Raw genomic sequence first — 14,137 nt, forward strand, 5'->3', positions numbered from 1 at the left:
TAGGTTCGTAGCTAACATAGCCAGTAAAAACTAAAGATGTTATCCCTTTAATGTCCTTTAACCCTAAATAACCTGTTATTTTTAAACTTTCTCCTTCAATTCCAAAGCATTCTGTTATATCATAGTTTATAGGCATAAATATCTCTCCTTAATTAGTTTGTTGGTACTTACAATTATAGAGATATTTGTGCCGTTTTTATATTAAAAGCCAAAAAATAACGGCTAGTGAATATTTCACCAACCGTTAAAAGTATAGAGCCCTTTTTTTGCTATTTTATAACATTTTCAAATTCAAGGATTTTCATAAACGTGCTCACCGCATATTTCATTGCAGATTCATCAATATCAAAATAAGGACTATGATGAGGCCAATCACTATTTTTTTCATGATTTCCACTGCCAGTTATGAAAAATGCGCCAGGACGTGCTTTGAGATAAAACGAAAAATCCTCTCCAACCATCATTAAATCTGCGTCATTGAATCTAAAATTTAATGCATTTGCAGCATTTTTGATGTGCTCTACTGGGATATCATGGTTATAAACAGGCAAATATCCTTTAATATATTCAAAATCATAAGTAATATCATTTGCTAATGCTAATCCTTGTAATAACTTATCCATTTTAGATTGAATATGAGCTTGTACTTCAGGTTCAAATGTTCGAACCGTTCCTCTACAAAATGCCGTGTCAGGAATGATACTATCAGCTTCTCCAGCTTCAATTTTCCCAAACGAAATCACAGCTTGTTTAATTGGATCAATGGTACGTGAAACAATTTTTTGTGTACTCATGATAAACTCTGCCAAAATCACTATAGGGTCAATCGTTTCATGAGGCTTTGCACCATGTCCACCTTTACCATGAATTGTGATATTAAATTCATCAGGTTGTGCCATCATTGGACCTTTACGCGTATGAATCGTACCAGTTGGATATCCACTCCATAAATGATTACCATATATTCTATCAACACCTACAAGTGCATTATCTGCAATCATCCCTTGTGCGCCTCCAGGTGTGGCTTCTTCTCCATATTGAAATATGAGTACCACATTTCCCTCTAATCGATCTTGGTGTTCATGAAGTAACTCGGCAACAGCAAGTAATATAGCTGTATGTCCATCATGACCACAAGCATGCATAATTCCAGGTATCTTAGATTTATAAGAGACTTCTTTTAAATCTTCAATAGGTAATGCATCAAAGTCAGCACGAAATGCGATAGTAGGCCCTTTTTTAGCACCAGTTATCTTAGCGACAATTCCGTTTTCTCCAACTTGATCATTAATTTCAAAGTTCAAGCGTTCAAGATATTGTACGATATAACGATGGGTATGATGTTCTTGAAAAGATAATTCTGGGTATTGATGTAAATAGCGACGTATCTTAATCATGGATGCTTCTTTTTCAAAAGCTTTTTGAAACCAATCTGTCAAATGCAACCTCTCCTTATCGTATAATAGAATTATTATACACTTGCTTTGAAGTTTGAGCAAAATGAGTTATGATAAGGTTGAGTGTTAAATTGAAAGGAGAATTATTGTGGTACAAAAATTAAGCGATTTTCTTGAAGAAAATATAAGTTATTTGAAAGACAATGGTTTATATAACGAAATTGATACAATTGAAGGCGCAAACGGTCCAGTAATTCAAATTAAAGGAAAGAAATATATTAACCTTTCTTCAAATAACTACTTAGGTCTAGCAACCAACGAAGATTTAAAAAATGCTGCTAAAAATGCAATTGATACACACGGTGTAGGTGCAGGTGCTGTTCGTACAATTAATGGTACGTTAGACGTACATGATGAGCTTGAAAAAACACTTGCTGAATTTAAAGGTACTGAAGCAGCGATTGCATATCAATCTGGATTTAACTGTAATATGGCAGCAATTTCAGCTGTTATGAATAAAAATGATGCTATTCTTTCTGATGAATTAAACCATGCATCAATCATTGATGGTTGTCGTTTATCAAAAGCAAAAATTATTCGTGTAAATCACTCAGATATGGATGATTTACGTCAAAAAGCAAAAGAAGCTGTTGAATCAGGTCAATATAATAAAGTAATGTATATTACTGATGGCGTATTCAGCATGGATGGAGACGTTGCTAAATTACCTGAAATCGTTGAAATCTGTGAAGAGTTAGGCATCATGGTTTATGTTGACGATGCTCACGGTTCAGGTGTAATGGGTAAAGGTGCTGGAACTGTAAAACACTTTGGATTACAAGACAAAGTAGATTTCCAAATCGGTACTTTATCTAAAGCAATCGGTGTTGTAGGTGGCTATGTTGCGGGCTCTCAAAAATTAATTGATTGGTTAAAAGTTCAATCAAGACCATTCTTATTCTCAACTTCACTTGCTCCTGGGGATACAAAAGCAATTACAGAAGCTGTGAAAAAGTTAATGTCATCAACTGAATTACATGATCAATTATGGGATAATGCAAAATATCTTAAAGAAGGATTAGCACGTTTAGGATTCGATACAGGTGAATCTGAAACACCAATTACACCAGTTATTATTGGTGATGAAAAGAAAACTCAAGAATTCAGTAAACGTTTAATGGATGAAGGTATTTATGTTAAATCTATCGTATTCCCAACAGTACCACGTGGTACAGGGCGTGTACGTAATATGCCAACAGCTGCACACACTAAAGAAATGTTAGATGAAGCGTTAGAAGTATATGAGCGAGTAGGAAAAGAATTAGGTGTTATCTAATTTAGATACTATAGCGGAATGCTCCTAGGGGCACTCCGCTTTTTATATTTGTATTGTTTATAGTAACAACTTTATAAATACATAATATTTATATTTAAAATCTTAAAATCATAGATTGTATATAATTATTTAGTTTTGTTAAATGTACATGTTCAATGTACAAGAAAGCGCTTTATTGTTATAATAAAGCTGTAAACCTAGTAATTATATAAATAAAAAAAGACATATGTCTTTGTGGAAAAAACAGATTGGAGAAGGATAAGTTATGAAAAAGATAATAATTACCGGTGCACTAGGTCAAATTGGGACAGAGTTAGTTGCAAAATGTCGTGAAATTTATGGTAATGAAAATGTTTTAGCAACGGATATTCGTGAACCAGAAAAGGACTCAATCGTTGCTGAAGGACCATTTGAAATTTTAGACGTAACTGATGCTGAACGCATGGAAAAACTCGTTGAACAATTTAAGCCAGATACAATGATGCACATGGCAGCGTTATTATCTGCAACAGCTGAAGAAAAACCATTATTAGCTTGGGATCTTAATATGGGCGGTTTAGTTAATGCATTAGAAACAGCTCGTAAACATGATTTACAATTTTTCACACCAAGTTCAATTGGTGCATTTGGACCAAATACCCCTAAAAAGAATACACCACAAGTAACAATTCAACGTCCAACTACAATGTATGGCGTTAATAAAGTTTCAGGTGAGTTACTATGTGATTACTACTTCACAAAATTTAATGTAGATACTCGCAGTGTACGTTTCCCTGGTTTAATTTCATATATTAAAGAACCAGGTGGCGGTACAACGGATTACGCAGTTGATATTTACTTCCAAGCTGTTCGTAAAGGTCAATATACTAGTTATATCGATAAGGGAACTTATATGGACATGATGTTTATGGATGATGCTATTGATGCAATAATTAAGTTAATGGAAGCTGATGGTGGCAAATTGATTAACCGAAACGCTTATAACTTAAGTGCAATGAGTATTGAACCAGAAATGGTTAAAGCTGCTATTCAAGAGCATATTCCAGAATTTACTTTAGATTATGATGTAGACCCAGTACGCCAAGGTATTGCAGAAAGCTGGCCAGATAGTATTGATACTAGCGCTGCACGTGGTGAATGGGGCTTCAACCCTAAATACGATTTAGAAGGTATGACTAAACGTATGCTTGAAGGGATTCGTCAAAAAGAAGGTAAATAATAGAAATAAATACTGAACAGTGGTGAAAACGTCTATATTCTAGACGTATTCACCACTAATTTATTTAAAGAGAATACATTTAAGGTGTTTGGATTAGTATTATAGGGAGTCCAAAGTGTATAACAACTAGTTAGGATGTACTTAGTTAGTATCATCTAAACAATGTATAGATCATAAATTTAAATAATATTATTTAAATTTTCCGAATCTTTATTGAATTGCGTACATATTACTGATATAATGCTTATATTAATTACATAGGAGGAATAATCATGTCAGAACTTATTAAAGTTGAAAAACGTCAAGTACTACAAGAAAAGCCAGATCAAGCATCACTTACATTTGGCGAGGTATTCACAGATTATATGTTAAGCTTCGAATATTCACAAGAAAAAGGATGGCACGATTTAAAGATTATTCCTTATGGTCCAATCGAATTATCTCCCGCAGCACAAAGTATCCATTATGGCCAATCAGTTTTTGAAGGGTTAAAGGCATACAAACATGACGGTGAAGTTGTTTTATTTAGACCAGAGGAAAACTTTAAACGTATTAATCAATCTTTAGAGCGTTTAAAGATGCCACAACTTGATGAAGAGTTAATGTTAGAAGGATTAAAGCAACTTGTTGATGTCGAACGAGATTGGGTACCTGATGGGGAAGGACAATCTTTATACATACGTCCTATAGTATTTGCTACACAAGGTGTGTTAGGTGTTCATCCATCACACAACTATAAATTACTTATTATTTTATCACCATCAGGATCTTACTATGGTGGCGATGCATTAAAACCAACTAAAATTTATGTTGAAGATGAATACGTAAGAGCTGTACGAGGTGGTGTAGGTTTTGCGAAAGTAGCAGGGAACTATGCTGCAAGTTTACTCGCTCAAGCAAATGCGAATGGATTAGGATTTGATCAAGTATTATGGTTAGATGGTGTTGAACAAAAGTACGTTGAAGAAGTAGGTAGCATGAATATCTTCTTTGTAATCAATGGCAAAGTAGTCACACCAAAACTTAACGGAAGTATTTTACCTGGTATTACACGTAAAACAGTAATTGAGCTTGCTAAATCTTTAAACTATGAAGTAGAAGAACGTCGTATTTCAATTGATGAAGTCTTCGAATTGTATCATAGTGGAGAACTTGAAGAAGTCTTCGGAACAGGAACAGCAGCTGTTATTTCTCCTGTTGGTGAGCTACAACTTAAAGATGAAAAAATTGTAATTAATAATAATGAAACAGGTAAAGTGACTCAAGAGCTATATGACCATTATACGGGTATTCAAAGTGGTAAATTAGATGACCCACATGGTTGGAGAGTCGAAGTACCAAGATATTAATGATATCTGTAAGCAGAACGTTTAGTGTATAATCTCTAATAAAAGATAATAGAGTTGAAAATTTTAATATATTTATATAAAGGAGATTATCAATGGCAGTGTCATGGATTATGTTTGATAAAGATGGTACTTTAATTCAATTTGATCAAAGTTGGGTTAAGATAGGTATACAATTAATTGATGATGTTTGTGAGCATTTTCAAATCAAGCAGTTGGAGGAAGTTTATGAACAACTTGGTGTAGTGAAACGACAATTTAAACCTGGTAGTATCATGGCTTCTGGAACACTTGAAGAGATGATTGAAGTATTCAATTCATTTGCCGAGCAAGATACATCACAATGGGTCAAACAAAAAAGCCAAAGTCTAATTCGACAACGCATCCCTGAAAATGTGTTATACAAGGGCGTGAAAACAACATTAAAATTACTTCAGCAACAAGGTTATCACCTTGGAATTGTAACGAGCGATAATTCGACTGGAATATCGTACTTTATGGAACAGACACAGTTGCAATCCCTTTTTGACTGTGTGATTACAACTGAAGAAAATGGTTACGAAAAACCTGATAAACGCATTTTAACGCCACTTTGGGAAAGAGGGGTTAAACCTTCTGAAGTTGTCATTGTTGGAGATACTGATAACGATATGCTTACAGGTAAAAACGCGCAATTACTTGCATCTATAGGTGTACGAACAGGTTTAGGACAAGATGCCTTATACAAAGATGCAGATATTATTATGAGTTCAGTCAATGAATTACCCGAAGTATTGACAAGGTTGTAATACAATATAAAGTTGGGACACCGAAATCGATTTCATATATATCTTTTCAGTGTCCCAACTTTATTTCTTTAGTTATTCATCTTGTATCTGTTTCTCTATGTTTCTGTATGATATGGCCTACTTTTTGGAGAATGGGTTCTATAGATTCAGGGTTTTCATATAAGTCATAGTCATTAATATTCACACGTACGACAGGACAAGCGTTAAAATGATTAATCCAGTTTTCATATTGTTTAAATAGCTTTTTCCAATAGATTGGATCTGTATCTATTTCCATTTGGCGTCCACGCGCTTGAATGCGTTGAATAACATCTTCATAATCTGATTCTAGATAAATAAGTACATCTGGTTTTGGAAAATAAGGCGTCATGACCATTGCCTCAAATAAATCTGAATAAGTTTTAAAGTCATCTTGAGTCATGGTGCCATCCATTTCATGCATTTTAGCAAAAATCTCCACGTCTTCATAAATTGAACGGTCCTGTACAAAGCCACCACCGTACTCAAACATACGTTTTTGTTCTTTAAAGCGCTCCGCTAAAAAGTAAATTTGTAAATGAAAGCTCCAACGCTTAAAATCATCATAAAATTTATCAAGGTATGGGTTATGATCAACATTCTCATAAGAAGTCTTAAAGTTAAGTTTTTCAGCTAGTGCTTTGGTTAAGGACGATTTTCCTACACCGACTGTACCAGCTATAGTAATAATCGCATTATTAGGAATACCATAGTTATTCATGTATTGTGCCTCCAACTAGTTCATTAATTTTTTTTAAAATTAAATCATAATCATCCGGATTATTTACAAAATCAATCTCAGTCGTATCAATCCACAAAATATTATTATGGGTACGTGATAGTGAATCATAATAATCTGCATAATCTTTTTTTAGTTTTAATAAATAATCATCTTCAATTTGTGCTTCAAAACTACGATCTCTTTTTTCAATTCTGCGCTTTAAAACTTCTAAATCAGCATCTAAAAATATAATAAAGTCAGGTGATATTAAGTCTTCTGTTAAGATGTCGTATATTCTTGAAAATTTATTAAACTCAGTAGTATTCAGTGTATTTTGAGCAAATATTTTATTTTTATAAATATGATAATCACTAACAATACCATCATCAATTTGAGCTAAGTCTTGATATGCTTTATATCGGTTACAAAGAAAAAACATTTCTGTCTGGAAACTCCATTTTGAAATATCATCATAAAAATCTGATAAAAAAGGATTTTCATCAACAATTTCTTTTGCTTCATAATAATGGTACGATTGGCTTAGCATATGTGTTAACGAGGACTTCCCTACACCAATCGGACCTTCTATTGCGATAAAAGGTTTGTTCATTATTGTTCTCTCCAATTATTTAAATTAACATTACAAATTTTAACATAAGTGAGGCTGTTTCTGAATGAGTATTCATCAATATTATATGTCAATCGCTCTAGATGAAGCGAGAAAAGCTGCAAAAAGCGGTGAAGTTCCTATTGGAGCAATTATTGTTAAAGACAATGAAATTATTGCACGTGCGCATAATCTTAGAGAAACTGCGCAAATGCCTACTGCTCACGCTGAGCATATCGCTATAGAACAAGCAGCACAAAAACTTGGAACTTGGCGATTAGAGGGGTGTACATTATATGTCACACTTGAACCATGTGTGATGTGTTCAGGCACGATTGTCATGAGCCGCGTTAGTACTGTTGTGTATGGCACAAGTGATCCTAAAGGAGGGTGTAGTGGTAGTTTAATGAATTTAATTCAAGATAGTAGAATGAACCATCGCGCAAAATTAATGACGGGAGTGTTAGAATACTCATGTGCACAACTTCTGAAACAGTTTTTTCAACAACTACGATTAAAACGTAAACAAAAAGGTAAATCCCAAGAGAATATATCATCTTAGAACGCCTATTGTTATAAACAAAACATAATACTTTTTAAGATGACTTTGTTAAAATGAAGCTATCTTAGGATGTATCAATATGACACATTGAAACTGAGATCAATAAAAAGCGAGGAATTGAACATGATAAAATTAATAGCAACTGATATGGATGGTACATTACTTAATGCGGCACACGAAGTATCTGAAGAGAATATAAAAGCAATTCAATACGCACAATCTTTAGGTATCACAGTCGTTATTGCGACTGGACGCGCATTTTATGAGGCACAAGATCCGATTGCGCCAACTGGACTTAAAGTACCATACATTTGTTTAAATGGTGCTGAAGTACGTGATGAAAGTTTTGATATTATATCTACATCGAGTTTAAATCATGAATTATATCAGCGTATCCGTCAAGAGTTAGATCAAAACGATATTTACTATCAAGTTTATACAAATATGGGGATATACACTGAAGACCCTAATAGAGATTTAGCGATTTATATTGATATTGCTGAGCGTTCCGGTCAAAAAGCAGACGTTGAAAAAATTAAAAATCATATTCAACATCGTTTAGATATCGGTAGTTTAAAAGTGGTGGAAAATTATGACCATATAGAAGATATTCCTGGTGAATTGATTATGAAAGTGTTAGCGTTTGATACAGACCTTGAAAAAATTGACCGTGTGAAAGCAAGACTTTCTGAAAAAAGCAATTTAGAGGTATCATCTTCATCAAGAGGAAATATCGAAATTACACATGCAGATGCTAAAAAAGGGACTGCTGTGGCTTCTATTGCAGAGCAGTTAGGTATTACTTTAGATGAGACAATGGCGATAGGTGATAACTTAAATGATAAGTCTATGCTTGACCGTGTTGGTTATTCAGTTGCAATGGAAAATGCAATACCTGAAATTAAAGAAAGTGCTCGTTATGTTACTGATACTAATGAAAACAGCGGTGTTGCTAAAGCCATTTACAAAGCATTAGAATCACAAAATAAATAAAGAGGTGAATCAATCAATGAAAGGTTTAATTATTGTAGGAAGTGCAAAAAGAAACTCTCATACTAATGCTCTTTCACAATACTTAAAAGGTCAAATTGAAGAGAAAGATCATGAAGTTCATATTTTTGATTTAGCAGAACGTCCGTTGCATATGCTTGATTTTACAGGACAAAATCCAGTCGTAGATGAGTATACGAAAAATGCTGAAACGCTAAAACAACTTGCAGATGAAGCGGATTTTATGATTTTAGGAACGCCAAATTATCACGGCTCATATTCAGGTATTTTAAAAAATGCACTCGACCATTTAACGATGGATCAATTTAAAATGAAACCTGTAGGATTAGTGAACAATAGTGGGGGGATTGTTAGCGCAGAACCGTTATCGCACCTACGTTTAATTGTACGTTCACTGTTAGGGATTGCTGTGCCAACACAAATAGCGACTCATGATTCAGATTATGAAGCGTTAGAGGACGGTTCATACTACCTTGCTAATGATGAGTTTCAATTACGTGCGCGTTTATTTGTAGATCAAATTCTTTCTTTTGCAGAGAGTAGCCCATATGAACATTTAAAATAATTCAAAAAAGAGGTTGAACATCGAAAGATAAACGATTTTGAAATCAGACGTTTATCATAATGTTTCAACCTCTTTTGGTTATTTATTTTCGGTATCTTAATTTTGCAAATGCATCATGTTGATGAATAGACTCTTCATTACGACATTCAATATCAAAGCCATCTAACCAATCTATTTCAACTAAATCTGCAGCAATTAGACGAATTAAGTCTTCTACAAAACGTGGGTTTTCATAGGCACGTTCTGTTACACGTTTTTCGTCTGGACGTTTTAAAATCGGATATAAAATAGAGCTTGCATTTGCTTCCATGGCATCTAGTAATATTTCTTTATAATCTTCAGGTAAGTTTGCTTCAGGATTCAAGTAACTCTTAACTGTAATCATACCACGTTGATTGTGCGCAGAATACTCACTGATTTCTTTTGAACATGGACACAATGTAGTGACTGCCGCTTCAATCGTTAACTCTTTACGCGTAACATCATCCTCATTAACTGAAAGTCCATAAGTGACATCAGCTGATCCAAGTGCTTTAATGTTCGTTACAGGACTTACACGATCAAAAAACCATTTTCCAGAGACATCTACGCCAGCACTGTGTTGTTCCATATTACTTTTGAGACGATTTAATAATTTTGTCAAAGCATCGAATTCTAAACGAATGCCATTATCGTATTCAGCTTCTACTGATTCTAAAATACGACTCATATTAATGCCTTTTTCGTCTTGATTTAAACTTGTCGAAAAACTAAAAGTACCAGCAGTTTGATATTGATCAATTAACACTGGATACGTTAAGTTTTTAATTCCCACTTCTTCAATTTCAAATAAAAAGTTTTTATGTGTACTTTGAAGGTCTGGCATTTCAGATTTTGTTGTAGGTTTTGTTCCTTTAATAGGATCTACTGAACCGAAATGCTTCCAACGACCTTCGCGTGTTGATAAATCAAATTCAGTCATTTTATACTTCCTCCACTATAATTATCACGGGCATATCATTATGCGATGATGTCGTTAGAATTGATACGTCCAAAATGTTTCTGTAGTTAAGAATGATTCAGCTTCTTTAGGTGCACCAGATGCATGTGCATTTGGGTTCGCAAGTTGTTCTAAAAATGGGCCAGTTTGTGATTGATGCGCTTTGAATGCATTATATTTACGCGTTTTATACGCAGTAATATCGTTCACAATGTCTGGTTCTCCAAGTGATTCAATAGCATCATTGCTAAACGCAACAAGTTGTAAGCGTGGTCTATCTTCGGGTTTTAATCGTCCGACTGTTCGAACCACAGCTTCCGCCGTCGCTTCGTGATCAGGATGGACAGCATATCCAGGGTAAAAAGAAATAATTGTTGATGGGTTTGTCTCATCGATTAACGTTTGAACCATTTTATCCATTTCATCGTGTGGTTCAAATTCAACGGTCTTATCACGTAAGCCCATTTTACGTAAATCAGAAATACCAATAGCTTTGACTGCTTGTTCAAGTTCTTTTTCTCTTATGAGCGGTAATGACTCACGTGTAGCAATTGGAGGATTTCCTAAATTACGTCCCATCTGGCCAAGTGTTAAGCAAGCATAGGTAATCGGTACACCTGCATCACTAAGTTGTGCAAGAGTGCCTGCTGAAGAAAATGTTTCATCATCAGGATGTGGAAAAATAACAAGTACATGTGTTTCTTGTGTCATAAAGATTCTAACTCCTTTCTATGCTTGAAAAGGTTTGCGGCTGATTTCAAGTGCAGCAGCAAGTTGACCTTCATAATTAAAGCCGGCTAATAGAAGTTCGTCATTTTCATTGACTTCATAGTGTGTAAGACCTTGAACGTAAACCCAACCATTGTTTTGAAGTTTTAGTCCAACTCTAAAAGGATCTTTGACGCCACCTTTAAGTTGGGCATGTGTATAGGTAATTTGAATATTTCTTAAAAATGTGCCTGCATTAAAAACACGTTGATCAAAATGGCTAGCATACGCACCGTTTGTTGTTTCAACGTGAATATAGACAGGTTCATTTGCATATTGGTCAAGTAATGATTGCACCGCATCATTAGTAATTGGTTGCAAAAAAATCACTGCCTTCCTGATATGATTATCTATCTATTCTACTAGAAAAATGAAAAAAATCATATTCCTATGCTCAATATTTATGAGGTATCAAATGAATAAAATTAAAAGTGTGCGTCAGTATCACGTAACGCAATCAAAGCCTCACTACTTTTTTGATAATGCATAGATAATGTCGGGTCTTGAAGGAGATGATAACTAATCAGGTCGATAATAAAATGCGTAGAAAGTTGAGAATTGACAAACTGTGTATCGTGCGTTCGCTTGTTGTCAACGGTCATAATAATTCGGCTACAATAGCGCTCAAGTTGTGGCGTACGGAAATGAGATATCGCAATGACCTCAGCCCCACTTTTATGACCATGTGCAATGCTTTGTAAGATTTCACGAGTTTCTCCACTATTTGTTAAAACAATAACGGTTGTTTTGGAGTCACACATATGACCAATCACCATCATTTGATGCGCATCTGTGATTGCGAGTGTATTTAATCCCATGCGTGAAGTTCGATAATACAACTCTTGTGCACTTAAGCCTGAACTGCCAATACCTACGAATATGACTTTATTACTTTTACGAATTGCATCAACTAGACAAATTAAATCTGCTTCTACAATAAATTCACTCGTATGATTTAAGATTGACATGTAATGACGATACATTACTTGTATTGAAGGGCTATTGTCGATATGTTGTGTTTGGAGTTCTTGTTGTACCGAAAAGCGAAATGATTGAAAGCTCTCATATCCTAGCTTGTGTATAAAACGTGAAAGGCTAGAAGGAGAGACATGAATCGCTTCTGAAAGATTTTGAATGGTACCTAAATGTGTATCAGATTCTAAATTTAAAAGGTAACGAGTGATTTTGTGGTCAGTTTTAGTAAATTGATGCTTAGCGCGTTGGATACGATTTTCAAATTTCATAGCATTTCTCCTTTAAAATGAGTATATTTGAAAATAAATTTCAAAACAAGAGATAATATTGACGTTTCTTTTCAAAATGGTATATTGAAAGTGAATGATATAAAAGGAGCGATTGGATGACATTACCTCAAGGATTAATTGTATCGTGTCAGGCGTTACCAGATGAGCCGTTACACTCATCTTTTATTATGAGTAAAATGGCTTTAGCCGCTAAAGAAGGTGGCGCCGTTGGTATACGAGCAAATACGAAAGAAGATATTTTAGCGATTAAATCAGAAGTTGATTTACCAGTGATAGGAATAGTAAAACGTGATTATTCGGATTCTTCAGTATTTATTACAGCGACACAAAAAGAAGTAGACGAACTACTTGAAAGTGGTTGTGAAGTTATAGCACTTGATGCAACGTTACGTAAGCGACCGGCAGAGGATTTGGCAACGCTTGTGGCCTATATACGTGAACAGGCACCTTCTGTTGAAATTATGGCGGATATTGCAACAATTGAAGAAGCAAAAAATGCGGATGAATTAGGATTTGACTATATCGGTACAACATTACACGGCTATACAGAAGAAACTAAAGGGCAAGTGTTATATGATAATGACTTTGCTTTTTTAGATGACGTATTACGTGAGGTGGATCGTAAAGTAATTGCGGAAGGCAATGTAATCACACCTGAAATGTTGAAAACAGTATTTGATAAAGGTGTTTATGCAGCTGTTGTGGGTGGCGCCATTACACGTCCACGTGATATTACAAAACGTTTCGTAAATATGATAAAGGAGAATTGATATGCGATGAGAATTACAAATATAGGATCGAGTGATAAAGCTTCCTTTTATGTCGCTTGTGAACTGTATCATCAAATATTAAATCATCCACAAAGTCGACTTGGATTAGCGACAGGTGGCACAATGGTAGGAATGTACGGTTATTTAGTTGATTTATTAACGAAGAATAAATTAGACGTCACACATATCGAAACATTTAATTTAGATGAGTATAAAGGTCTAGCGCCGGAGCATTCTGCAAGTTATAACTACTATATGCATCAAATTTTGTTTGACAGATACCCATACTTTAATGAAGCGAACCTACATTTACCAAATGGTATGGCACAAGATGTGACGGCAGAGTCTGAGCGTTATGAACAATTGTTAGCGGATAGAGGGCCTATAGATATTCAAATTTTAGGTATTGGAGAGAATGGCCATATTGGGTTTAACGAACCGGGTACGCCATTCGACAGTGTTACACATTGTGTGGATCTAACAGAGAGTACTATTGAAGCGAATAGTCGCTTTTTTAATAATAAAAATGATGTACCAAGACAGGCTATCTCAATGGGACTTTCTTCTATCATGAGAGCAAAACGCATTATTTTGTTAGCGTTTGGTAAACATAAAAAGGATGCTATTACAAAATTAGTCAATGGCACAATTTCGACAGATGTCCCTGCTACAATTTTAAGGGAACATCCTAATGTTGATGTTTATGTAGATGACGAAGCAATGCCAGACTACATTAATGAATCGTCGCGCGTTTGATATTTTCAATCACGGGTATACATTCAAGT

The 14,137-nt window shown here is 34.7% G+C and carries 16 protein-coding genes; 9 read left to right on the plus strand and 7 right to left on the minus strand.

Features of this window, described 5'->3' with window-relative positions:
* Positions 1-269: 269 nt before the first annotated feature.
* The gene (locus HHH54_RS05585) at positions 270-1,439 is read right to left on the minus strand and encodes an amidohydrolase (protein WP_198617856.1); all 1,170 of its coding nucleotides are present in this window, start codon (positions 1,437-1,439) and stop codon (positions 270-272) included.
* A 106-nt stretch (positions 1,440-1,545) separates the two neighbouring features.
* On the opposite strand from HHH54_RS05585, the gene HHH54_RS05590 reads away from it, so the two are divergent.
* The 4 genes from HHH54_RS05590 (at position 1,546) to HHH54_RS05605 (ending at position 6,086) form a co-directional block, all read left to right on the plus strand.
* A complete protein-coding gene (locus HHH54_RS05590) occupies positions 1,546-2,733 on the plus strand; it encodes a glycine C-acetyltransferase (protein WP_198617857.1) in 1,188 nt (395 codons plus the stop codon).
* 265 nt (positions 2,734-2,998) lie between these two features.
* Positions 2,999-3,952, plus strand: coding sequence for an NAD-dependent epimerase/dehydratase family protein (locus HHH54_RS05595; protein WP_198617858.1), 954 nt, complete (start codon positions 2,999-3,001; stop codon positions 3,950-3,952).
* A 272-nt stretch (positions 3,953-4,224) separates the two neighbouring features.
* The gene (locus HHH54_RS05600) at positions 4,225-5,301 is read left to right on the plus strand and encodes a branched-chain amino acid aminotransferase (protein WP_198617859.1); all 1,077 of its coding nucleotides are present in this window, start codon (positions 4,225-4,227) and stop codon (positions 5,299-5,301) included.
* Positions 5,302-5,393: 92 nt separating this feature from the next.
* Positions 5,394-6,086: an HAD family hydrolase gene (locus tag HHH54_RS05605; protein ID WP_198617860.1), complete on the plus strand. Its 693-nt coding sequence runs from the start codon at positions 5,394-5,396 to the stop codon at positions 6,084-6,086.
* A 76-nt stretch (positions 6,087-6,162) separates the two neighbouring features.
* On the opposite strand, the gene HHH54_RS05610 is transcribed toward HHH54_RS05605, so the two are convergent.
* A complete protein-coding gene (locus HHH54_RS05610) occupies positions 6,163-6,825 on the minus strand; it encodes a deoxynucleoside kinase (protein WP_198617861.1) in 663 nt (220 codons plus the stop codon).
* The gene (locus tag HHH54_RS05615; RefSeq protein ID WP_198617862.1) at positions 6,818-7,435 is read right to left on the minus strand and encodes a deoxynucleoside kinase; all 618 of its coding nucleotides are present in this window, start codon (positions 7,433-7,435) and stop codon (positions 6,818-6,820) included. Before HHH54_RS05615 ends, HHH54_RS05610 begins: the two co-directional genes overlap by 8 nt.
* A 64-nt stretch (positions 7,436-7,499) precedes the next feature.
* Between HHH54_RS05615 and tadA the strand changes: the two genes are divergently transcribed.
* The 3 genes from tadA to HHH54_RS05630 all read left to right on the plus strand — a co-directional run bounded on the left by tadA (position 7,500) and on the right by HHH54_RS05630 (position 9,570).
* A complete protein-coding gene (gene tadA, locus HHH54_RS05620; protein WP_198617863.1) occupies positions 7,500-7,994 on the plus strand; it encodes a tRNA adenosine(34) deaminase TadA in 495 nt (164 codons plus the stop codon).
* Between the two features lie 123 nt (positions 7,995-8,117).
* Positions 8,118-8,987 (plus strand): Cof-type HAD-IIB family hydrolase, encoded by an 870-nt coding sequence (locus HHH54_RS05625; RefSeq protein WP_198617864.1) that lies wholly within the window; start codon positions 8,118-8,120, stop codon positions 8,985-8,987.
* Positions 8,988-9,003: 16 nt separating this feature from the next.
* Positions 9,004-9,570, plus strand: coding sequence for an NADPH-dependent FMN reductase (locus HHH54_RS05630; RefSeq protein ID WP_198617865.1), 567 nt, complete (start codon positions 9,004-9,006; stop codon positions 9,568-9,570).
* An 82-nt stretch (positions 9,571-9,652) separates the two neighbouring features.
* On the opposite strand, the gene folE2 is transcribed toward HHH54_RS05630, so the two are convergent.
* The 4 genes from folE2 to HHH54_RS05650 form a co-directional block, all read right to left on the minus strand.
* Complete coding sequence (gene folE2, locus HHH54_RS05635) at positions 9,653-10,531, minus strand: GTP cyclohydrolase FolE2 (protein WP_198617866.1); 879 nt, start codon at positions 10,529-10,531, stop codon at positions 9,653-9,655.
* A gap of 54 nt (positions 10,532-10,585) precedes the next feature.
* Positions 10,586-11,260, minus strand: coding sequence for a bacillithiol biosynthesis deacetylase BshB2 (bshB2, locus tag HHH54_RS05640; protein ID WP_198617867.1), 675 nt, complete (start codon positions 11,258-11,260; stop codon positions 10,586-10,588).
* A gap of 18 nt (positions 11,261-11,278) precedes the next feature.
* Positions 11,279-11,638, minus strand: coding sequence for a YojF family protein (locus HHH54_RS05645; protein WP_198617868.1), 360 nt, complete (start codon positions 11,636-11,638; stop codon positions 11,279-11,281).
* Positions 11,639-11,742: 104 nt separating this feature from the next.
* Positions 11,743-12,561: a MurR/RpiR family transcriptional regulator gene (locus HHH54_RS05650; protein WP_198617869.1), complete on the minus strand. Its 819-nt coding sequence runs from the start codon at positions 12,559-12,561 to the stop codon at positions 11,743-11,745.
* Positions 12,562-12,677: 116 nt separating this feature from the next.
* On the opposite strand from HHH54_RS05650, the gene HHH54_RS05655 reads away from it, so the two are divergent.
* Both HHH54_RS05655 and HHH54_RS05660 read left to right on the plus strand, forming a co-directional pair.
* Positions 12,678-13,352, plus strand: coding sequence for an N-acetylmannosamine-6-phosphate 2-epimerase (locus HHH54_RS05655; RefSeq protein WP_198617870.1), 675 nt, complete (start codon positions 12,678-12,680; stop codon positions 13,350-13,352).
* A 6-nt stretch (positions 13,353-13,358) separates the two neighbouring features.
* Positions 13,359-14,108, plus strand: a complete 750-nt coding sequence (locus tag HHH54_RS05660) for a glucosamine-6-phosphate deaminase (protein WP_198617871.1) — start codon at positions 13,359-13,361, stop codon at positions 14,106-14,108.
* Positions 14,109-14,137 lie beyond the last annotated feature (29 nt).

The sequence above is a fragment of the Staphylococcus canis genome (assembly GCF_016238445.1).
Classification (GTDB): domain Bacteria; phylum Bacillota; class Bacilli; order Staphylococcales; family Staphylococcaceae; genus Staphylococcus; species Staphylococcus canis.